This is a genomic window from Arthrobacter sp. Soil761 (genome assembly GCF_001428325.1).
Lineage (GTDB): Bacteria > Actinomycetota > Actinomycetes > Actinomycetales > Micrococcaceae > Arthrobacter.
Genome location: NZ_LMSF01000001.1, coordinates 244,116 through 265,463, shown reverse-complemented (window position 1 = coordinate 265,463; position 21,348 = coordinate 244,116). Strand labels below are relative to the sequence as shown.

Below are 21,348 nucleotides of genomic sequence, written 5' to 3'. Positions count from 1 at the left end.
CGAAATGGTCCCGGGCATTAGCCCGGGGCCATTTTTTATGAGCATCAGGCCGGTTCCCCTCCAGCCGGACGAGACCGCCTGTCGTTTCGAAGAAAATCGTCCTGCTGCGGGGGAATTCCCTGCTGGGGACGACACGCGGTGGAACTTCGCGCCCCCTACTCAACTGGCATGATGTAGCTGTGACCTCCCATGACGAGCACGGCCGCCCCATCCCGCCGGTGCCGCACGCCATGGCGGCAGTGACCCTGCTGGAGGAGATCCGCAGCGGCCTGGACGATGTGCTGCTGCCGCTCGCGCTGCCGGGCGCGGACCAGGCACGCCGCGAAACGTCGGCCGCAAGGGCGCAGCTGGACGACTACATCCTTCCGCGGTACCGGAGCCTGGACGCCCCCTTGCTTGCCGTCGTCGGCGGTTCCACCGGTGCCGGCAAATCCACCCTGGTGAACGGGCTCGTGGGGCATCCCGTCACGCGGGCCGGGGCCATCCGCCCCACTACCCGCCAGCCCATCCTGCTGCACAACCCCGCGGAGGGAACATGGTTTGAAGGGCAGCGGGTCCTGCCCGGGCTAAGCCGGATCCGCGGTACCCTCGCCGGCAGTCCGGCCGCCGCGGGCGCCATGCCGGAGCCGCGCGACGCCGCTTCGCTGGTGCTGCTGGCCGATCCGGCGGTTCCGGCCGGCATCGCACTCCTTGACGCCCCGGACGTTGACTCCATTTCCGACCAAAACCGCCTGCTGGCCGGGCAACTGCTGGCCGCCGCGGACTTGTGGGTGTTTGTCACCACAGCCAACCGGTACGCGGACGCCGTTCCCTGGAAGCTCCTCCTGGACGCGGCGGCGCGGGACATTACTGTGGCAGTGGTGCTGGACCGGGTGCCGCCGGGCGCGCAGGCGGAGGTAAGCGAGGACCTCCGCGGCCTGCTCGACCGGGAGGGGCTCGGTGGGAGCCGGCTGTTCATCATCGCCGAGACGGTCCTTGATCCGCACGGCATGCTGCCTCCCGGCGCTGTCAATGAGCTGCGGGACTGGCTTGGTGCCCTGGCCGCCGATGCTGCCGGCCGGGCCGCCGTCGCACGGCGGACCCTGAATGGAACCGTCCGCGCCCTGGCCCATCGGATTCCGGATATCGCCGGCGCCGTCCGTGAGCAGGAGCTGGCCGCCTCGCGACTTGAGGCCGACGCCGTGGCGGCTTACGCGGATGCCGCCAAGCGGATCCTTGATGCCACCCGCGACGGTGCACTCCTCCGGGGCGAAGTGCTGGCCCGGTGGCAGGATTTTGTGGGCACCGGTGAATTCTTCCGCGCCCTTGAGCAGAATGTGGGGCGGTTCCGGGACAGGCTGGGGGCCTTCTTCCGCGGTGAACCGGCACCGGCCGTCGGGGTTGAGGCGGCCATCGAAACCGGGCTTCAGGCCGTCATTGTGGACGAGGCAGCCAACGCAGCGGAGGACACCGACCAGCGGTGGCGCTCAGACCCCGCGGGGCGGCAGCTGCTGGGTCCGGACGACCTGTCGGGGACGGCGCCCGGGTTCGCCGAACGGGCAGCAGCGGAAATCCGGGCGTGGCAGGAAGCCCTGATGGAGCTGATCCGGACGGAAGGCCAGGGACGGCGGACGCAGGCCCGGTGGCTGTCCTTTGGCATCAACGGCCTCGGCGCCGCGCTGATGATCGTGGTGTTTTCGATGACTGCGGGCCTGACCGGACTGGAGATCGGCGTGGCGGGCGGAACCGCCGTCGTGGGCCAGCGCCTGCTGGAAGCGGTGTTCGGCGAGGACGCCGTGCGCCGCATGGCTGATAAAGCCCGTGAAGATCTGGCCACGCGGTGCCGGCGCCTGCTGGCAGACGAGCAGGAGAAGTTCCTGCAGCGGCTGCCGGAAGGCAATCCCGCCCTCGCACAACGCCTTGCTGCGCAGGCCGGGGAACTGGCCCGGCTGGCGGAGAGCGCGTGAGCCGCCACAGCGGGGCACACGCGTCCTCCAAACTGGACGCCCGGCTCCAGGCGCTCCAGGACGCCCGGGAGCTGGGGGAGGGGGTCCTGCCGGACCAGGCGCTGCAGGACGTGTTCGACGTCCTGGAGCGCGCAAGTTCCCGCCGTTCCTTGTCCGGCGACCACACCGTGGTGGGATTTTTCGGGGCCACCGGAAGCGGCAAGTCCTCCCTCTTCAACGCGGTCAGCGGCGCGGAGATCGCGACGGCGGCGGCCCGCCGTCCGACGACATCGGAACCACTGACAGGTGTTTGGGGAGCGGCAGGCAGCGAAGCCCTCCTCGACTGGCTGGAAGTGGGAAACCGGCATCACGCCGCGCCGGTGGACGGCTTCGCCGACGAACAGACGGGGCTGATCCTGCTCGATCTGCCTGACTTCGACTCCACCCATGCAGCCAACCGCGAGATCGTGCAGCGGATGGTGGGGATGGTGGACGTCCTGGTGTGGGTGCTGGACCCGCAGAAGTATGCCGACGCTGCCGTCCACCATGGGTTCCTGGCGCCGCACGCTTCGCACGGGGCCGTCACGCTTGTGGTCCTGAACCAGGTGGACCGGCTCCCGGAACACGATGTGCAGCCCGTGCTCGACTCGCTGCACGCAATCCTTGCAGGTGAAGGGCTGGGACAGGTGCGGGTCCTCCCTTCATCGGCGGTGACGGGGGCGGGGATCGGGGAAGTGCGGGCGGCGATCCGGAAGGTGGCCGTCCAGCGCCAGGCCCAGTCCCGGCGGCTGGAGGCGGATATCACTAAGGCCGGGCAGGACCTGCGGCAGGCTTCCGGGGACGGCGACGCCGCAGGGGTCCGGCCGGCCGCCAGGTCCCGGCTCGCGGGCGAACTGGCTGTGGCAGCGAACGTGCCTGCCGTGGTGCGGGCCGTCGGCCAGTCCTACCGGCTGGAGTCCGTCCGGCGCACCGGCTGGCCCGTCACCCGCTGGCTCTCCAGGTTCCGCCCGGACCCGCTGCGCCGCCTCAATCTCCGCAGGGATTCACCTGCCGGGCTGAACCGGACCTCCCTGCCGGCCGCCGGCGCGCCGGAGCGGGCCCGGACGGACGCTGCCGTCAGGGAATTTGCGGACGCGGCCAGCGAGGGGGCTCCGGGACCCTGGCGGGCAGCGATTAGGGGGAGGGCCAGGGCCGGCCGGGACCGGCTGCCCGACGCCCTGGACCAGGCCATCGCCGGGACCGACATCGGGGCCAACCGCAAGGCGTGGTGGTGGGGTGCCTTCAACGTGGTTCAGTGGCTGGCGCTGCTGACGGTGCTGGGCGGCCTGGGCTGGCTTGGCGTCCTGGCCGGACTGGCCTACCTGCAGCTGCCGGTGCCCGAAGTTCCACGCGCGGAAGGCTGGCCGGTACCCACCCTGATGATCGCCTTCGGCCTGGTGCTGGGGATATTTTTGGCGGTCACCGGCCGTTTCATTGCGTCCGGTGCTGCCCGGGCGCGGGCTGCAAGGGCACGACGGCGGCTGAACAGCGCCGTGGCAGCGGCGGCGCAGGAGCTGGTGGTGGCGCCCGTGGAGGAGGAGATTGCCAGGCTGGCAGCCTTCAACAAGGCGCTGAAGAAGGCCATGGGGCCGTAGGGCTGCTACCGGCCCATAATGACCTAGCCGCCCGCCAGGGCGGCCGCGGCGTCCCGGACCTTGATGAGGGTGCGCAGGTTGCGGGTGGTGGTTGCGGCCTTGAACTTCGTTTTCGCGCTGATCTTGCTGAAGGGGCTGTCCAGTGTCCCTCCCGCCGGGGCCAGCCAGGCAAGCGCTTCGGGCCCCAGCCGCTGCTGGTCCTGGCTTTCAAGGGCTGACCCGGCCGCCTCCAGTTCGTCAAGGACGGCGGTGTCCGAGGACAGGGTGATATAGGTGTGGGTGGACCTGTCGTCGTCCGGGTAGGGGCAGCCATCCACCAGTTGGGCCACCCGCCCGGCGTCCAGGACCACAACCCACGCTTCATAGCCAAAGGCGGCCCGGAGGCACTTTTCGCATTCCTGTTTGACCGCTGCCGCGTCCAGGGTGCTGCTGAGCACCACGTTTCCGCTGGCCAGCAGGGTCTTTGCGTCCGTGAAGCCGCAGGATTTCAGCGCGTCCCGCAGGTCCGCCATCTTGATATTGATCCCGCCCACGTTGATGCCGCGGAGGAACACCGCATAGCTGCCCATGGGCACAGCCTAGCGGCCGGAGCCCCGGTGGGGCCGGCAGGAGCCTAGTCGTTGTTCTTGCGGAGGGCCTCGGTGAGGATGCGCCCGGCATTGCAGACAACTTCGGCGTGCAGGCGGCCGGGCTGGCGGGTCAGCCGCTCAATTGGACCGGAAATGGAGACGGCGGCAATCACCCTGCCGGACGGACCCCTCACCGGTGCCGAAACGGAGGCGACCCCCGGCTCACGCTCGCCAAGGCTCTGTCCCCAGCCCCGGCGTCGTACTCCTGCCAGGACGGTCGGCGTGAAACGGGCCGACTGCAGGCCCTCGAGGAGCCTGTCGTGATCCTCCCAGGCGAGCAGGACCTGCGCGGCAGAGCCGGCCTTCATGGACAACTGCGTGCCCACGGGAATGGTGTCGCGCAGGCCGATGGGGCGCTCCGCGGAGGCGACGCATACGCGCCAGTCACCCTGCCTGCGGAAGATCTGGGCGCTTTCGCCGGTGGCATCGCGCAGTTGCATGAGTACGGGCCCGGCCGAGGCGATCAGGCGGTCTTCCCCGGCGGCGGAGGCAAGCTCCACAAGCCTGCTGCCGAGCACGAACCGGCCCTGGATGTCTCGGCTGACCAGCCGGTGGTGCACCAGCGCCAAAGCGAGGCGGTGGACAGTGGGCCGGGCCAGGCCGGTGGCGGCTACCAGCTGCGCCAGCGTGGTGGGGCCGGCCTCAAGGGCATCGAGCACCTGGGCCGCTTTATCAATGACACCGACTCCACTAGAATTGTCCATGTAATGATATTGCCGTCTCAATATCTGAGATGCAAATCTTTCGGCTGGCGCAGCGCGGAGCCGTCCTGATTCAGTTGGATCAATCAGCCAAACAGCAGTGAAGGGAGATGGCCATGGCAAAGACATTGGCCGAGAAAGTCTGGGACGCACATGTGGTGCGCAAAGGTGACGGCGATGGTGCCAACGCCCAGCCGGACCTTCTGTACATCGACCTTCACCTGGTCCACGAAGTCACGTCCCCGCAGGCGTTCGAAGGCCTGCGGCTGGCCGGCCGCAAGCTGCGCCGGCCGGACCTGACCATTGCCACCGAGGACCACAACACCCCCACGCTGGACATCGACAAACCGATTGCCGACCTGACCAGCCGCACCCAGATCCAGACCCTGCGCAACAACTGCGCGGAGTTCGGCGTCCGGCTGCACAGCCTGGGCGATGCCGAGCAGGGCATCGTGCACGTGGTGGGCCCGCAGCTGGGCCTCACCCAGCCCGGCATGACGGTGGTCTGCGGCGACTCGCATACATCCACCCACGGCGCTTTCGGTGCGCTGGCCATGGGCATCGGCACCTCCGAGGTGGAGCACGTCATGGCCACCCAGACCCTGTCCCTGAAGCCGTTCAAGACCATGGCCATCAACGTCGAGGGCACACTGCGTCCCGGCGTCACCGCCAAGGACATCATCCTCGCCGTGATCGCCAAGATCGGCACCGGCGGCGGCCAGGGCTACGTCCTGGAATACCGCGGGTCGGCGATCCGCGCCCTGTCCATGGAAGCGCGCATGACCATCTGCAACATGTCCATCGAAGCCGGCGCCCGCGCCGGCATGGTGGCCCCGGACGAAACCACCTACGAGTACATGAAGGGCCGCCCCCACGCGCCGGAAGGCGAGGACTGGGACGCCGCCGTGGAGTACTGGAATACGCTGCGTACCGACGACGACGCCACCTTCGACGTGCAGGTTGACCTGGACGCCAACACCCTGGAGCCGTTCGTCACCTGGGGCACCAACCCCGGCCAGGGCGTGTCCCTGTCCGAGTCCGTTCCGTCACCCGGGGACTTCGGTGACGAAAACGCCAAGGCCGCTGCCGAGCGCGCCCTGCAGTACATGGGACTCGAAGCCGGCACGCCCATGAAGGACATCCGCGTGGACACCGTCTTCCTGGGCTCCTGCACCAACTCCCGGATGGAGGACCTGCGTGCCGCTGCCGACATCATCCGCGGCCGGCAAAAGGATCCGAACATCCGGATGCTGGTGGTCCCCGGCTCTGCCCGCGTCCGGCTGGAAGCCGAGGCCGAGGGCCTGGACAAGGTCTTCAAGGACTTCGGTGCCGAGTGGCGCTTTGCCGGCTGCTCCATGTGCCTGGGCATGAACCCGGACCAGCTGGAGGTGGGGGAGCGTTGCGCCTCAACCTCCAACCGAAACTTCGAAGGCCGGCAGGGCAAGGGTGGCCGCACCCACCTGGTCTCCCCGGTGGTGGCCGCAGCCACGGCAGTACGGGGCACGCTCAGCTCTCCATCGGACCTTGACCCGGCTCCCGAACCCGCCGCCATCCGCATCGACGCAGCCTAGGACAGCACAAATGGAAAAGTTCACCAAGCACACCGGTATCGGCGTCCCGCTGCGCCAGAGCAACGTCGACACCGACCAGATCATCCCCGCGGTCTACCTCAAGCGGATCACCCGGACCGGCTTCGAGGACGCGCTCTTCTCCGCCTGGCGCAAGGACCCCTCCTTCATCCTGAACCAGGAGCCCTACAACGCGGGATCGGTCCTGGTGGCAGGCCCCGATTTCGGCACCGGTTCCTCCCGTGAACACGCGGTCTGGGCGCTGAAGGACTACGGTTTCAAAGCCGTCCTGTCCTCCCGGTTCGCCGACATCTTCCGCGGCAACTCGGGCAAGCAGGGACTTCTGGCCGCGCAGGTTGCGCAGGACGACATCGAGCTCATCTGGAAGGAACTCGAAAACGCCCCGGGAACCCAGGTCACCGTGGACCTCGAGTCCAAGACCGTCGTCTGCGGCAACATCGTGGCGCCGTTCGACATCGACGACTACACCCGCTGGCGGCTCCTGGAAGGCCTCGACGACATCGGGCTGACCCTCCAGCACGAAGCCGACATCACCGCCTACGAGGCGACCCGCCAGGCGTTCAAGCCCAAGACCCTGCCGGCGAAGCTTTCCTAGCCCCGGGGCCACCATCCCGGCGGCGTGGCGCAGCGGGCGAAGGCCGCGCCACGCCCCGCCGCCGGTACCCCCTTATTTCGGTTCGGTAACGCGACCTCCTATGCTTGGTTGGAGCCTTTGCAAGGTTTTGGGGGCTAGTGATCGTGAGGAAACCGGTATATGAGTAGTGTTCTGACAATCCGCGGCGGTGTCCCGCTTACAGGCCGCGTCAGCGTCCGTGGGGCAAAGAATCTTGTCCCCAAGGCAATGGTGGCGGCGTTGCTGGGCAACGAACCCTCGGTGTTGCGGAACGTGCCGGAGATCAAGGACGTGGAGGTGGTCACCTCCCTGCTGCAGCTGCATGGGGTGACCGTGGAGAAGGACCCGGTCAACGGTGACCTCACCCTCGATCCCAAGGCCGCAAAGACGGCGCCGAGCACCGCGATCGATGCCCATGCCGGTGACTCCCGCATCCCCATCCTGCTGTGCGGACCGCTGATCCATGCCATTGGCGAAGCCTTCATTCCCGACCTGGGCGGCTGCAAGATCGGCGACCGTCCCATCGACTACCACCTGGATGTCCTGCGCCAGTTCGGTGCCGTCGTGGAGAAGCGCCCCGGTGGCATCCACATCTCTGCACCCAAGGGCCTGCACGGCGCCAAGATCTCGCTGCCGTACCCGTCCGTGGGCGCCACCGAGCAGGTCCTGCTGAGCGCCACCCGCGCGGAAGGCATCACGGAGCTGTCCGGCGCCGCCACCGAGCCGGAAATCATCGACCTTATCGCCGTGCTGCAGAAGATGGGCGCCATCATCAGCGTGCAGACGGACCGGACCATCCGCATCGAGGGTGTCCGTGACCTCGGCGGCTACAACCACCGTGCCCTCTCGGACCGCAACGAATCGGCGTCCTGGGCTTCGGCCGCACTGGTGACCCGCGGCGACATCTTCGTTGAAGGCGCATCCCAGCGCGACATGATGACGTTCCTGAACACCTACCGCAAGGTGGGCGGCGGAATGGACATCGGCGAGGACGGCATCCGGTTCTACCACAAGGGCGGAAAGCTGAACCCGCTGGTCCTTGAAACGGATGTCCACCCCGGCTTCATGACGGACTGGCAGCAGCCCCTGGTGGTTGCGCTGACCCAGGCCGAGGGCGTATCGATCGTGCACGAGACGGTGTATGAGAACCGTTTTGGCTTCACCGACGCCCTGATCCGCATGGGCGCCAGCATCCAGGTGCACCGGGAATGCCTGGGCAGTGTCCCGTGCCGGTTCGGCCAGCGCAACTTCCTGCACTCCGCGGTGATTTCCGGACCCACCCAGCTCAAGGGAACCGACATTGATGTCCCCGACCTGCGCGGCGGGTTCAGCCACCTGATTGCCGCCCTGGCCGCCACCGGAACGTCCCGGGTCACCGGCATCGACATCATCAACCGGGGCTACGAGCGGTTCACGGAAAAGCTCGCCGGCCTTGGGGCCGACTTCGACATCACCACCACGAAGTAGCGCGGCACCGTGAAGGAATCGGCCAAAAGCAAGGCCACATTTGTTTTCATTGCCAGCATCGCCCGGCCGCTGCTGAACCTGATGATGTCCAAGACGTGGGAAGGCACCGAAAAGCTTCCCGCCGGCGGCTTCATCGCAGCCCCCAACCACTGCACGGAGATCGACCCCCTTGTTGTGGGGCACATGCTCTACAACCAGAAGCGTGCCCCGCACTTCCTGGCCAAGGCCGCGCTGTTCAAGGTTCCCGGCCTGGGTGCGCTCCTGCGCGCCACCAAGCAGGTGCCGGTGGAGCGCTCGACGGCGGGAGCGAACCGATCGCTGCAAGTGGCCCAGGAGATTGTGGCTGAGGGCGGGGCGATCATCATTTACCCGGAGGGAACGCTGACACGCGATCCCGGGCTTTGGCCGATGAAGGGGCATACCGGCGCGGCAAGGCTGGCCCTCGAAGGCGATATTCCGGTGGTGCCCATTGCCCACTGGGGCGCGCACGAGGTGTTCCCCAGGTACGGCAAGCGGTTCCACGTGTTCCCCCGGAAGCACTCACGCGTCGTCGTGGGCGAACCGGTGGACCTGAGTGCGTTCCGCGGCCGCCCGCTGGACAAGGCCACCCTGACGGAGGCGACGGAAGTGATCATGGACGCGATCACGGCTTTGCTGGCAGGCCTGCGCGGCGAGCAGCCTCCCGCCGAACGCTGGGACCCGGCCAAGCGGCCGCAGGCCAAGCACGGACGGTTCGTTGACCGCGGCGAGCCCGAATCAGGAACGGAAGCTCCGTGACCGCTGACGGGAAGCCGGGGGCGGCGGGCACGGTAGCCGTCCTGGGTGCGGGATCGTGGGGGACAACCTTCGCGAAGATCCTCGCGGACGCTGCGATTGCCGCCGGAACGCCGCGCGTCATCAGGCTTTGGGGCAGGCGCGCCGGGGTGGTCGAAGAGATCAACAACTGCCACCGCAACAGTGAGTACCTCAAGGACATCGTCCTGCCGGAGAGCATCACGGCGTCCACAGACGTCCGCGGAGTCCTGGCGGGAGCCGACCTGGTGGTGCTGGCGGTTCCGGCCCAGTCGCTGCGCCCGCAGCTGCGCGAATGGAAGGACATGATCGCTCCCGGAGCTGTTGTGGTCTCCCTGATGAAGGGGCTGGAGCTGGGCACGGACGCGCGGATGAGCGAGGTCATCGCACAGGAACTGGGCCTGCCGCTGGAACGCATCGCAGTTGTCTCGGGACCCAACCTCGCCATGGAAATTGCGCGGGAAGAGCCTACGGCATCAGTCGTGGCATGCGCTGACTCCGCCACTGCAGGCTGGCTCGCCCGGACCTGCACCGCCCCCTACTTCCGGCCCTACACCACGGCCGATGTGGTCGGCGTCGAAATCGGCGGCATCGTCAAGAACGTGATTGCGCTGGCAGTAGGCATCTGTGAGGGCAAGCAGATGGGGGACAACACCAAGGCCTCGGTGATTACCCGGGGACTCGCGGAAACGTCCCGCCTCGCCTTGGCGCTGGGCGGCGAGGCCAAGACCATGGCCGGGCTCGCCGGGCTGGGCGACCTTGTGGCAACCTGTTCGTCCGCGCTGTCCCGGAACCACACGGCCGGGAGGCTGCTGGGCCAGGGCCTGACCCTGGAGGAGGTGGGCCGAAAGATGACCCAGACCGCCGAAGGCATCAAATCCGGCCAGGCCGTCCATGAACTCGCCGGCAAGCTCGGCGTCGACATGCCCATCACTGCCGCCGTCGTCGCGGTGCTGGCGGGCAAGCTGTCCGTTGACCAACTGGGGCCGGTTCTGCTGTCCCGGGAATTGAAACCTGAAGGCGATTACTGACCATGTCCCAAGACACACCCAACACAGGGGAAACTGCCACCAGCCGCAAGCCGCGGGTCGCCGTGCTTTTCGGCGGCCGCTCCAGCGAGCACGCCGTGAGCTGCGTCACCGCAGCAGGCGTGCTGGGCGCGATCAACAAGGACAAGTACGACGTCATCCCCATCGGGATTGCCAAAACCGGCCAGTGGGTTCTTGCCCCGGCCGAAACCACCCAGTGGTCGCTTGCCGCATCATCACTCCCCGAGGTAGTACCTTCCCCGCAGACCGTCACGCTTGCTGAGATCGGCGGGGAACACCAGCTGATCGTGGCGTCCCCCAACGAGGTTCCGCAGGAACTGGGCGCCGTCGACGTGGTCTTTCCGCTGTTGCACGGCCCCTTCGGCGAGGACGGGACCATCCAGGGGCTCCTTGAACTTTCCGACACCCGCTACGTCGGCGCCGGAGTCCTGGCATCGGCCGTCGGCATGGACAAGCACTACATGAAGGTGGTCTTCGAGGCCGCCGGACTCCGCGTGGGACCCTACGTGGCTGTGACCGACCGGCAGTGGCAGCGGGATCCCGAATCCGTCAGGAAGCAGGTGGACCGCCTCGGTTTCCCCGTCTTCGTCAAGCCGGCCCGTGCCGGCTCGTCGATGGGCATCTCCAAGGTTGATTCCCTTGAGGACCTGGACGCCGCGATCGAAGAGGCCCGCCGCCACGACCTCAAGCTGGTCATTGAAGCCGGAATTGTCGGCCGCGAAATCGAATGCGCTGTCCTGGAAGGCAGGGGCACCGATGCGCCCCGGACCTCGATGCCGGGCGAAATCTCGGTGTCCGGGGGGACGCACGAGTTCTACGACTTCAACGCCAAGTATGTGGAGGATGATGCCGCAGCCCTGAGCTGTCCCGCAGACATCCCCGCGGAAGCGATCTCCCGGGTCCGGGAGCTGGCGGCCGCCGCATTCGACGCCGTCGGCGCCGAGGGCCTGAGCCGCGTGGATTTCTTCTACACCCCCGAGGGCGAACTGATCATCAACGAGATCAACACCATGCCCGGCTTCACGCCCAAGAGCATGTACCCGCAGATGTGGGCAGCGTCCGGACTGGGCTACGCGGACCTGATCGACGAACTCATCCACCTGGCCCTGAACCGCAAAACCGGCCTTCGCTGATCCACGCCGGAACCCTCCCGGCGTGGGCCCACCCGCCTGGACCTACCGGCTCTTCGGCAGGTTCTGCAGGTCTTCCTGGCCCACGCAGTTCCGTGCTGACGGCACCTTTTCGGCAGCTGCTGCCAGGTCCGCGAGTACGGTTGCGGAGCTGATTTTGTCCGGGTCCATCAGGATTTCCGTGGCCGGTTCCCGCCCGTAGGTGGTCAGCGTCCACACGGGGTCGCCCTCCTTGATGACCCAGTCGACGCCGTTGACGGTCACGCAGCGGTCCGTCGTAGGGCCCGGCACATTGACGCCGCAGCGGAGGATGACAAGCGACGGGTCGCCCCAGGCTGCGGTGGCCTGGCTGTTGGTCTTCCGCAGCTTTGAATCGCCGATGGCGTCCGGCAGGGCCACCATCATCGGTGCGCACAGCGGATTGGCGGCGTCCCTGGCGGGCGTGACGTCCACCGCGGGGGAGCAGGCGGTCAAGGAAAGGGCGGCAATTCCCCCAACCATCGCCATCCTGGCGGCACGGGCGGACAGGGGCAGCTGGGGATGGTGCATGATCCCAGCCTATCGCCGCCGTCGTCCCCGCCCGGACACGATGTCGGCCGGGCGCGGTAGCGTAGTGGCGTGCCTGAAGACCTCCGTAACCGCGTCGCCTGCCAGCCCACCGTCGCCGGCCTTTCCGAAGCCGAGCTGCTGGACCGGATTTTTCCGCGCCTCCGGATGGCCGGGGGCCACACCGCCAGCACGTTGCTGGGTCCCGGCGATGACGCCGCCGTCGTCGCAGCCCCGGACGGCAGAACCGTCATCAGCATCGACACCCAGGTCCAGGACCAGGACTTCCGCCTCCTGTGGCCCAACGGCTACCGCACCACCGGGTTCGACGTCGGATGGAAGGCTGCGGCACAAAACCTCAGCGACATCAACGCCATGGGCGCACAGGCAATATCCATGGTGGTCAGCCTCACCCTCCCCGTGGACACGCCCGTGAGGTGGGTGGAGGACCTGGCGGACGGGTTGACAGCCGGAATCCGTGAACTTGGCGCCGCGCGTTGCTCCGTGGCCGGCGGGGACCTGGGCCGGGGCCGCGAAATCTCGGTAACCGTGGCGGTGCTGGGGACGCTCGACGGCGGACAGCCGGTCCTGCGGTCCGGCGCCCGGGCGGGGGACATCCTGGCGCTGGCAGGAACAGCAGGCCATGCCGCCGCAGGCCTGGCGCTGCTTGAATCGGACATCGCCGTGGACACCCTCACCCCGGCCGAGCGCGCCTTCGTGGACCTGCAGTGCCGGCCGCGTCCGCCGCTGCATGCCGGGCCTGCAGCCCGGGCGGCGGGTGCCACGGCAATGCTGGACATCTCGGACGGACTCCTGCGGGACGGCAAGCGGCTGGCCGCCGCCAGCAACGTCGCCGTCGCGCTCGATCCGGCCGGCCTGGCGCAACTGGCGGGCCTCCTGGCCCCCGCCTCCGCCCGCCTGGGCGGGGACGGCACGGCATGGGTGCTGGGCGGCGGAGAGGACCACGGGCTCCTGGCCACATTCCCGGCGGGCGTTCAGCTGCCACCCGGATTCACTGCGATAGGCTCGATACATGCACTCGGTACCGACGAAGGCCCGGGCGTCCTGATTGCGGGCCGGGCCGCGGACACCGGGGGATGGGATCACTTTGCACACTAAGGTTGCCGCCAACGCGCTGGCGATGAAGAGGTGGCTGGGCAAGGCTGAAACTGCCCTGGGAAACCACAGCGACCGGCTCAACGCCATCAACATCTTCCCGGTGGCCGACGGCGACACGGGCACCAACCTCTATCTCACCGTGCGCGCTGCCGCCCGCTCCCTGGTGCTCGCCGAGGATCAGCCGGCCCCGGTCGACGTCGGGGAAGTCCTTGCCACGGCCGGGCAGGCCGCCATGGAGGAAGCCAGGGGAAACTCGGGAACTCTTTTTTCCGTGTTTCTTTGCGCCGCCGCGGAACCCCTTGCCGGCCATACCCGGTTGACCTCCACGCTCCTGTCGGCAGCGCTGAACCGTGCCCAGATCCGCGCATGGTCCGCACTGAGTGATCCAGTTCCGGGAACCATGTTGTCGGTCATGGAAGCGGCAGCCCGTGCGGCAGCCGCCGTCGACGCCGCCCAGGACGGCGATGACAGCAACCATGCGCTGGGCCTGGCCCTGGACGCGGCGGTGGAGGGTGCGCTGGCCGCCGTGATCCACACCGAGGAGCAGCTCGATGCCCTGCAGTCCGCCCATGTGGTGGACGCGGGCGGCGTGGGCATGCTGCTGATCCTCGACTGCCTCCGCTCCGCCGTCCTGGGCGAGGAACTGCAGAGCGAACTCCTCGATGGCCTGCACGGCTACGACGTCTCCGACCCCCACATCCACACTTCCATGCCGGACGACGACGGCGTGGAAGTCATGTGCACCATCAACCTTTCGCCCCTGAATGCCGCCACCCTCCGGCAGCGGCTGGACGAGATCGGCGAGTCCGTCATCATGAGCCAGGTGGGCAACGGCTCGGATCCCGAGGGCAACTACCGGTGGCGGGTCCACGTCCACGTTCCGGAACCTGACGCGGCCGTGGACATCATCAGGTCGCTGGGGGAGCCGTCCCAGGTCAGCATCAGCGAGTTGGCGCTTCCCCGGGACCCGGATGCGGAAAAGGTGAACACCGGCGGGCATGAACGCTGAGCTGGACCTCGCCCTGGAACGCCGAATCGGAAAGCGCTCCGCGGCCGTCATTGAAAAACACCTTGGCATCACCACTGTCGAAGGCCTCCTCAATTACTTTCCCCGCCGCTACCTCATGCGCGGTGAGCTGACTCCCATCAGCGAGCTCCCGCTCAATGAGGACGTCACCCTCATCGCCCGGGTGCTGTCCAGCAGCACGCGGGCAATGCAGGCACGGCGGGGGACCATCACGGACGTCATCGTTTCCGACGACGACGGGCAGCAGGGCCTCCGGCTGGTGGGCGGCAGGGACTACCACGGCAAAGTGCCCGGGACCCTCAAGATCAGCTTCTTCAACGGCTACAAGGCAAAAGCCGAGCTCCTGCAGGGACGGCGGGCGCTGTTCTCGGGAAAAGTCACCAGCTTCAAAGGCCAGCTGGGCCTCACCAACCCGGACTTCCAGCTCCTGGACGATGACCCCTTCGTGCAGGGCACCGGTGACCCCGCGAAACTCGCCGCGATGCCCATCCCCGTGTATCCCGCCACAGCCAAGCTTCCCAGCTGGAGGATCCAGAAGGTGATCGGCACCCTGCTCGAAACCGTGGACCTGGGTGCGCTGCCGGATCCGCTTCCACCTACGGTCGCCGCGAGGGAAGGCTTCCTGCCCGTGGCGGAGGCGTACCGGCTCATCCACGCGCCGGAAATCGCCGCCGACTGGAAACGCGCCCGGGACCGGTTCCGGTACCAGGAAGCCCTGGTGCTGCAATCAGCGCTTGCCAGGCGCCGGGCCCAGCTCGCCGCCGAGGAAGCCACCGCACGGCGCCCTGTCACAGACGGTCTCCTGGCTGCCTTCGACCAGGACCTGCCCTTCACGCTCACAGCCGGCCAGGCCGCCGTCGGCAAGACCCTCGCCGCGGAACTGGCGCAGGCAGCCCCCATGAACCGGCTGCTGCAGGGTGAAGTGGGCTCAGGGAAAACCGTGGTGGCGCTGCGGGCCATGTTGCAGGTGATCGACGCCGGCGGCCAGGCCGCACTCCTGGCGCCCACCGAAGTGCTCGCCGCCCAGCATTACGACTCCATCCGCCGCACCCTGGGCGTGCTCTCCAGCGACGGACTCCTCGGCGGGCCGTCCGGGGGCAACGGGCCGTCCGTGCAGGTCACGCTTCTGACCGGGTCCATGCCCACTGCGGCACGGAAACAAGCCATGCTGGACGCCGCCTCGGGGACCGCAGGAATCATCATCGGCACCCACGCCCTCCTCAGTGACAACGTGTCCTTCTACGACCTCGGCCTGATCGTGGTGGACGAGCAGCACCGCTTCGGTGTGGAACAGCGCGATGCCCTGCGGGCGAAGGCCCGGAAACCGCCGCACCTGCTCGTCATGACCGCCACGCCCATTCCCCGCACCGTAGCGATGACCGTGTTTGGCGACCTTGAGACCTCCACCCTCGACGAACTGCCAAAGGGCCGGGCCCCGATCACCACCTACCTCGTGGGCCTTGCGGAAAATCCCGGCTGGGTGGCACGGATCTGGGCACGTGCCCGGGAAGAGATCGACGCCGGCCACCAGGTGTACGTGGTCTGTCCCAAGATCGGAACAGACGACGACGGCGACTTCAGCCCGGGGGAGGCGGCACCTCCCGGCATGGACACAGAGGAGACGCGGGAGCTCGCGTCGGTCACCGCCGTCGTGGACCATCTTCAGGGCGAGCCCTCGCTGGCAGGGGTGCCGCTGGCTCCCCTACACGGACGCCAGGACCCCGACCTGAAGACGGAGACCATGGCCGGGTTCACCGCCAACCGCATCAAGCTGCTCGTCTCCACCACCGTGATCGAAGTGGGGGTGGACGTCCACAACGCCACCCTGATGGTCATCCTGGACGCCGACAGGTTCGGCATCTCCCAGTTGCACCAGCTTCGCGGCCGTGTGGGCCGCGGCGGACTGCCGGGAACCTGCCTGCTGGTCACCGCCCTGGAACCGGGCCACCCAAGCCGGCGGCGGCTGGATGCCGTGGCGGCCACCACCGACGGGTTTGTGCTCTCCCAGGAAGACCTCAAACTGCGGCGCGAGGGCGACATCCTGGGCGCTTCCCAGTCCGGCGGACGGTCCACATTGAAACTGCTGCGGGTGCTCGAACACGAAGACGTCATCGCCCGGGCCAGGGAGGACGCCCAGGCGATCGTAGGCGGCGACCCGTTGCTGTCCGGCTACCCGGAACTCGCGGACGCCATCGAGAAATACCTCAACCCTGAGAAGGAGGCGTTCCTTGAACGCGGTTAGCAAAGAAAGCGGAGCGGGCGCCGGCGGATCGCGGTGGGCACGGTGACCAGGATTATCTCCGGCGTTGGTGGCGGAACGCCGTTGGCGGCGGTTCCCGGGTCCTTGACCAGGCCTACGACAGACCGGGTGAAGGAAGCTCTGTTCTCCCGCCTGGACGCCTTCGAGGTGATTTCCGGGGCGCGGGTGCTTGATCTATACGCGGGTTCGGGTTCCCTGGGGGTGGAAAGCGCCAGCAGGGGAGCCGCGACAGTGGACCTGGTGGAATCCGACGCCAAGGCCAGCGGTGTGTGCCAGCGCAACGCGGACCTCATTAACGGAGTCCTGGGCCGAAAGGCCGTCACGGTGCACCGCTCCAGGGTGGAACCTTTCCTGGACCGGGCCGCGGAATCTGCGGCCTGGGACCTGGTGTTCCTGGATCCGCCGTATCCGTTGGAGGAAGCCGCACTGTCGGCGGTGCTGCAGAAGCTCGCCGCGCACCTGGTCCCGGGTGCCGTTGTGGTGGTGGAACGCTCGTCCCGCTCCCCGGAACCGCAGTGGCCGGACGGGATGACGAGGTTCGCCGAAAAGAAGTACGGGGAAACCCGGCTGTGGTTCGCCGAGCCGTTCGTGCCCGACGCCATCGCTCCGGATGACCTGGCCGATGTTGCCGGACCTGACACCCAGGGCACCTAGCCCGCCAAGGCGCTCAGCCCGAGAAGGGGTCCAGATCCACTCCCGCCAGGACACGGGCAGGGTGGGGCCCCCGGGCGGTCAGCTCAGCTGTCCACGATTCCGGCCAGGGGCCCTGTGTGCCTGCCAGGATGATGTTGCCCGGGTACCTGCCCTCGAACATGCCCGCTTCCGCAAAGGCACCCACATCCGCCATTGCCGCGCGCATCGCCGCCACCTGGCTCCGGACCAGTGTGAGGGCCGCCTCGTCGCCCACGTTGACGATCAGCAGGCCGTCCGGGCGCAGACGCTCCCTGGCTTCGCGGTAGAAACCGCTGGTGGCGATGTGGGCCGGCGCTTCCGGGCCGGAAAAGATGTCCAGGATTACGACGTCGAACGTGAGTCCCGGATCGAGGGCACCGAGCGCCTCGCGGGCGTCGCCGATGACGGTGGTCAGGTCTGTCCCGTCGGGCATGGGAAGGTGCCGAAGGACAAAGTCGAGCAGCTCACGTTCCAGCTCGACCGCGTACTGGAGCGAACCGGCGCGGGTGGCCTGGATGTAGCGCGCAAGCGTCAGCGCCCCTGCCCCCAGGTGGAGGGCGCTGATCGGCTCGCCGGGAGGGGCGGCCAGATCCACCAGGTGCCCGATCCTGCGGAGGTATTCGTAGAAGATGTCCTCCGGCCGGTCGAGGTTGACGTGGGATTGTTCGGAGCCGCCGATGCTCAGTACATAGCCCCCGTCAGTGAACGCATCGGGTTCGATGGTGGCATGCCGGCCGGTGGTCCGCAGGAAGCGGCTGGCGTGCACGCCGCTGCCGCCGGACATCAGAGCCTTCCGCGCAGGGTGGACAGCCGCGCCGCAGCCTCCTCCAGGACTTCTGTCTTTTTGCAGAACGCGAACCGGAGCAGGCTTCGCATCCGCTTCGCGCCTTCCGCATGGCAGAAGACCGGAACGGGAATGGCTGCGACGCCCACCAGTGCCGGCAGGCGGCGGGCGAGGTCCAGGGCATCGGTGATGCCCAGCGGAGCCGTATCCACATTGACGAAGTAGGTTCCCTGTGGTGTGAAAACGTCAAAGCCCGCCGCCCGAAGTCCGGCGCTGAGGATGTCACGTTTCGTCTCAAGGGCGGCGGCGATGCCCGTGTAGAAACTGTCCGGCAGGGCCAGCCCCTTGGCGATCGCGGCCTGGAAGGGAGTGCCTGAGCTGTAGGTAAGGAATTGCTTGACCGTGCGGACGGCGGAGACCAACTCTTCGGGCCCGCTCAGCCAGCCGATCTTCCAGCCGGTCAGGGAAAAGGTCTTTCCGGCAGAGGAAATGGTGATGGTGCGGGCGGCGGCCCCTGGAAGGGTGGCAACGGGGGTATGGGCCACGCCGAAGGTGAGGTGCTCATACACCTCATCCGTGATGACAATGCTGCCGTGCTTCTCCGCGAGCTCCACCACGCGCTGCAGGACGGCCGGCGGAAAAACGGCGCCGGTGGGATTGTGCGGGTTGTTCAGCAGTACCACGCGGGTCCGCCCGTTGAACGCTGCCTCCAGGGCCGCCATGTCCGGCATGAAGTCCGGGGCAGCGAGCGGCACCGTGACGTGGGAGGCGCCGGAAAGCCCAATGACCGCGCCGTAGGAGTCATAGAAAGGCTCGAACGTCAGGACCTCGTCGCCGGGTCCGGCAAAGGCCAGGAGGGCCGCGGCGATGCCTTCGGTGGCTCCGGTGGTGATGATGACTTCGGTTGCCGGGTCCGGCGCAAGCCCGTAGAACCGTTCCTGGTGTGCGGCCACCGCCTGGCGGAGTTCGGGCAGGCCCTTGCCGGGCGCGTACTGGTTGGCCCCCGCTGCGATGGCTGCCCGGGCTGCCTCCCGGATTTCGGCAGGCCCGTCCTCATCGGGGAAGCCCTGGCCCAGGTTGATGGCCCCGGTCTGGACGGCCAGGGTGGTCATCTCTTCAAAGATGGTGACACCCAGCCCGCCGTCGGGCGCCAGGAGGTTGGCACCGAGCGCCGTACGCTGCCAGGGCGCAGGTGCCAAGGGGGTGGAAAGTTCCCGTGGTGGATGCATCCAGTCATGGTATCCCGGCCTTTCCATGGGGTAGGTTCGGAGCATGAGACGCGCTGTGTGCCCCGGATCCTTCGACCCCATCCACAACGGCCATCTCGAAGTCATCGCACGGGCTGCCGGTCTTTTCGACGAGGTCATCGTGGCCATTTCCACCAACTACGCCAAGAAGTACATGTTCAGCCTGGAAGAGCGGCTGGAAATGGCGCGCGAAACGCTGGCACTGCTCAGGGGCATCGTGGTGGAACCGGTGGGCGAGGGGCTCCTGGCGGAGTACTGCCGCCAGCGGGGCGTGTCGGCCATCGTCAAGGGGCTCCGGTCCTCGTCGGACTTTGACTACGAGCTGCCCATGGCCACCATGAACCGGCAGCTGAGCGGGGTGGAGACAGTGTTCCTCCCGGCAGAGGCCAGCTACGTCCATTTGTCCTCCACCCTGATCAAAGAGGTGTCGTCCCTGGGCGGCAGCGTGTCCGACTACGTGCCCCGCTCGGTGCACCGCCGCATGGTTTCCGGCGAGCCTTCGGCGGATCAGCAGCCAAAGCGGTAGGCTGGATCGGTACTTCGGCGCTTCCTCGTGCCGGTTTGAGTCGCTGCGGCTCTTCAGGCTAAGATGGTACGTCGGTCATATGTTCAACAGGAGTTCTCATTAACAGAGATGCTGGTTCGCCCTTGGCGTTCGACGTCAAGGACCTCGGGCGCAGCCCGGGAAGCATGCGGACACTGAAGGAACATGTACCCGCACCGGGTGATCTTGGTGTGGCGCTCATTGGTGTTCAGGAAGGCTCGGATGTCGAGCTGGATCTGAGGCTGGAGGCCGTACACGAAGGAATTCTGGTATCAGGAACCGTGGTTGCCGAAGTTACTGGCGAGTGCGGCCGATGCCTGGATCCCCTTGCGTATGACCTTGAGGTCAATGTGCAAGAACTTTTCTTCTACGAGGGCATTCAGCTTTCGGATGGAGAAGATGATGAAGAGCAACGTCGAGTCGAGCACGATGTAATCGATCTTGAACCGGTGTTGCGGGACGCGGTTGTCACCAATCTGCCGTTCCAGCCGGTGTGCCGGGAAGACTGCCAGGGCCTTTGCTCCGAATGCGGAGCTCGCCTGGAAGACGAGCCGGGGCACCACCACGAGGTCCTGGATCCTCGCTGGGCTGCCCTAGCTGATATGGCTAAGCCTGACCGGCAAAATTGATTTGTACGTGTTTGTCTAGAGAGAAATGAGTTAGCCGTGGCTGTTCCCAAGCGGAAAATGTCTCGCTCGAATACCCGCGCCCGCCGCTCGCAGTGGAAGGCGACCGCCCCCCACCTGGTGAAGACCGTTGAGAACGGCCAGGTCACCTACAGCCTGCCGCACCAGGCAAAGGTCGTTACCGACTCTGCCGGCACCGCGCTGTTCCTTGAGTACAAGGGCCGCAAGGTCGCTGACGTCTAATCGGCCCAACAGGCTGACTGATGTCTTCAACTGAAGAGCTTCTGAAGCGTCTCGGTGTCACTATTGACGCCGGGACGCTTCGTCTTGCGCTTACCCACCGTTCGTACGCATACGAGAACGGCGGCATACCCACCAACGAGCGGCTCGAGTTCCTGGGCGACTCCATTTTGGGATTCTCCGTCACCGATGCCCTCTACCGGGACAACCCGGACCTGCCCGAAGGCGAACTCGCCAAGCGCCGGTCCGCCGTCGTCAGTACCCGGGCCCTCGCCGGGATCGGCCGCAGCCTTGGCATCGGTGAGTATATCTACCTCGGGCAGGGCGAAAAGCTCACCCACGGCAAGAACAAGGCCTCCATCCTCGCGGACACCATGGAGGCCCTGATCGGGGCAACGTACGTTTCCAACGACATCGAGACCGCGCGCCAGCTGGTCATGCGGCTGGTCGGTCCGCTGCTGAAGGACGCCGCAGTCCTGGGCGCCGGCACCGACTGGAAGACCAGCATCCAGGAACTCGCCGCCAGCCGGCAGCTGGGCAGCATCCACTATGCAGTGGACGGCTCCGGCCCGGACCACGCCCGCACCTTCACGGCGGTGCTGAACATTGGCGGCAAGGCCTACGGCAAGGGCTCCGGCCATTCCAAGAAGGAAGCCGAACAGGAGGCAGCGGAAGACGCCTGGCGGGTGCTCTCCGGAGCCGGGGCCCAGGCTGACCCCAGCACCTCCGCAGGCTCCATAGCCGCCAAGTAGCG

The 21,348-nt window shown here is 67.3% G+C and carries 21 protein-coding genes; 16 read left to right on the top strand and 5 right to left on the bottom strand.

What is annotated here, in order from left to right; translation table 11 throughout:
* The first annotated feature begins 179 nt into the window (after positions 1 to 179).
* Entirely contained in the window at positions 180 to 1,946 is a 1,767-nt protein-coding gene (locus tag ASG79_RS01265) for a dynamin family protein (protein ID WP_018768322.1), read from the top strand.
* Positions 1,943 to 3,559: a GTPase gene (locus ASG79_RS01260; protein ID WP_056387904.1), complete on the top strand. Its 1,617-nt coding sequence runs from the start codon at positions 1,943 to 1,945 to the stop codon at positions 3,557 to 3,559. Before ASG79_RS01265 ends, ASG79_RS01260 begins: the two co-directional genes overlap by 4 nt.
* A gap of 23 nt (positions 3,560 to 3,582) precedes the next feature.
* Here ASG79_RS01260 and ASG79_RS01255 read toward each other — a convergent pair whose 3' ends face one another.
* Together ASG79_RS01255 and ASG79_RS01250 are read right to left on the bottom strand one after the other, a co-directional pair.
* Positions 3,583 to 4,128 carry a DUF1697 domain-containing protein gene (locus tag ASG79_RS01255; protein ID WP_056387902.1) on the bottom strand — a complete coding sequence of 182 codons (546 nt, stop codon included), beginning with the start codon at positions 4,126 to 4,128 and terminating at the stop codon, positions 3,583 to 3,585.
* Between the two features lie 44 nt (positions 4,129 to 4,172).
* A complete protein-coding gene (locus ASG79_RS01250; protein WP_009356552.1) occupies positions 4,173 to 4,892 on the bottom strand; it encodes an IclR family transcriptional regulator in 720 nt (239 codons plus the stop codon).
* Between the two features lie 113 nt (positions 4,893 to 5,005).
* On the opposite strand from ASG79_RS01250, the gene leuC reads away from it, so the two are divergent.
* The 6 genes from leuC to ASG79_RS01220 all read left to right on the top strand — a co-directional run bounded on the left by leuC (position 5,006) and on the right by ASG79_RS01220 (position 11,532).
* The gene (leuC, locus tag ASG79_RS01245; protein ID WP_026265621.1) at positions 5,006 to 6,460 is read left to right on the top strand and encodes a 3-isopropylmalate dehydratase large subunit; all 1,455 of its coding nucleotides are present in this window, start codon (positions 5,006 to 5,008) and stop codon (positions 6,458 to 6,460) included.
* Positions 6,461 to 6,470: 10 nt separating this feature from the next.
* Positions 6,471 to 7,073, top strand: coding sequence for a 3-isopropylmalate dehydratase small subunit (leuD, locus tag ASG79_RS01240; protein ID WP_018768318.1), 603 nt, complete (start codon positions 6,471 to 6,473; stop codon positions 7,071 to 7,073).
* Positions 7,074 to 7,232: 159 nt separating this feature from the next.
* A complete protein-coding gene (gene murA, locus ASG79_RS01235) occupies positions 7,233 to 8,558 on the top strand; it encodes a UDP-N-acetylglucosamine 1-carboxyvinyltransferase (RefSeq protein ID WP_026265620.1) in 1,326 nt (441 codons plus the stop codon).
* Between the two features lie 9 nt (positions 8,559 to 8,567).
* A complete protein-coding gene (locus tag ASG79_RS01230) occupies positions 8,568 to 9,335 on the top strand; it encodes a lysophospholipid acyltransferase family protein (RefSeq protein WP_056387899.1) in 768 nt (255 codons plus the stop codon).
* Entirely contained in the window at positions 9,332 to 10,381 is a 1,050-nt protein-coding gene (locus ASG79_RS01225; protein ID WP_056387897.1) for an NAD(P)H-dependent glycerol-3-phosphate dehydrogenase, read from the top strand. The genes ASG79_RS01230 and ASG79_RS01225 overlap by 4 nt, the downstream gene beginning before the upstream one ends.
* Positions 10,382 to 10,383: 2 nt before the next feature.
* Positions 10,384 to 11,532, top strand: coding sequence for a D-alanine--D-alanine ligase family protein (locus ASG79_RS01220; RefSeq protein WP_056387895.1), 1,149 nt, complete (start codon positions 10,384 to 10,386; stop codon positions 11,530 to 11,532).
* Positions 11,533 to 11,574: 42 nt separating this feature from the next.
* Here the strand turns inward: ASG79_RS01220 and ASG79_RS01215 are convergent, their stop codons facing one another.
* On the bottom strand, positions 11,575 to 12,078 hold the full coding sequence (locus tag ASG79_RS01215) for a DUF3515 domain-containing protein (protein ID WP_018768313.1): 504 nt from the start codon (positions 12,076 to 12,078) through the stop codon (positions 11,575 to 11,577).
* Positions 12,079 to 12,147: 69 nt separating this feature from the next.
* Here ASG79_RS01215 and thiL point away from each other — a divergent pair, with 69 nt between their 5' ends.
* From thiL to rsmD, 4 genes are read left to right on the top strand one after another with little or no spacing between them, the layout of a single operon-like run.
* Positions 12,148 to 13,194: a thiamine-phosphate kinase gene (thiL, locus tag ASG79_RS01210; RefSeq protein WP_056387892.1), complete on the top strand. Its 1,047-nt coding sequence runs from the start codon at positions 12,148 to 12,150 to the stop codon at positions 13,192 to 13,194.
* 22 nt (positions 13,195 to 13,216) lie between these two features.
* Entirely contained in the window at positions 13,217 to 14,203 is a 987-nt protein-coding gene (locus ASG79_RS01205) for a DAK2 domain-containing protein (protein ID WP_056388176.1), read from the top strand.
* Positions 14,193 to 16,463: an ATP-dependent DNA helicase RecG gene (locus ASG79_RS01200; RefSeq protein WP_018768310.1), complete on the top strand. Its 2,271-nt coding sequence runs from the start codon at positions 14,193 to 14,195 to the stop codon at positions 16,461 to 16,463. Before ASG79_RS01205 ends, ASG79_RS01200 begins: the two co-directional genes overlap by 11 nt.
* Positions 16,464 to 16,505: 42 nt before the next feature.
* A complete protein-coding gene (rsmD, locus tag ASG79_RS01195; protein ID WP_056388174.1) occupies positions 16,506 to 17,135 on the top strand; it encodes a 16S rRNA (guanine(966)-N(2))-methyltransferase RsmD in 630 nt (209 codons plus the stop codon).
* A gap of 13 nt (positions 17,136 to 17,148) precedes the next feature.
* Here rsmD and ASG79_RS01190 read toward each other — a convergent pair whose 3' ends face one another.
* Together ASG79_RS01190 and ASG79_RS01185 are read right to left on the bottom strand one after the other, a co-directional pair.
* Complete coding sequence (locus tag ASG79_RS01190) at positions 17,149 to 17,937, bottom strand: spermidine synthase (protein WP_200953130.1); 789 nt, start codon at positions 17,935 to 17,937, stop codon at positions 17,149 to 17,151.
* Positions 17,937 to 19,166, bottom strand: coding sequence for an aminotransferase class I/II-fold pyridoxal phosphate-dependent enzyme (locus ASG79_RS01185; RefSeq protein ID WP_186447729.1), 1,230 nt, complete (start codon positions 19,164 to 19,166; stop codon positions 17,937 to 17,939). The genes ASG79_RS01190 and ASG79_RS01185 overlap by 1 nt, the downstream gene beginning before the upstream one ends.
* A gap of 43 nt (positions 19,167 to 19,209) precedes the next feature.
* On the opposite strand from ASG79_RS01185, the gene coaD reads away from it, so the two are divergent.
* The 4 genes from coaD to rnc all read left to right on the top strand — a co-directional run bounded on the left by coaD (position 19,210) and on the right by rnc (position 21,346).
* Positions 19,210 to 19,710, top strand: a complete 501-nt coding sequence (gene coaD, locus ASG79_RS01180; protein WP_056387888.1) for a pantetheine-phosphate adenylyltransferase — start codon at positions 19,210 to 19,212, stop codon at positions 19,708 to 19,710.
* A gap of 122 nt (positions 19,711 to 19,832) precedes the next feature.
* Entirely contained in the window at positions 19,833 to 20,357 is a 525-nt protein-coding gene (locus ASG79_RS22945) for a YceD family protein (RefSeq protein ID WP_082581631.1), read from the top strand.
* 36 nt (positions 20,358 to 20,393) lie between these two features.
* Entirely contained in the window at positions 20,394 to 20,597 is a 204-nt protein-coding gene (rpmF, locus tag ASG79_RS01165) for a 50S ribosomal protein L32 (RefSeq protein WP_009356569.1), read from the top strand.
* Between the two features lie 20 nt (positions 20,598 to 20,617).
* A complete protein-coding gene (rnc, locus tag ASG79_RS01160) occupies positions 20,618 to 21,346 on the top strand; it encodes a ribonuclease III (protein ID WP_056387882.1) in 729 nt (242 codons plus the stop codon).
* The last annotated feature ends 2 nt before the right edge of the window (positions 21,347 to 21,348 follow it).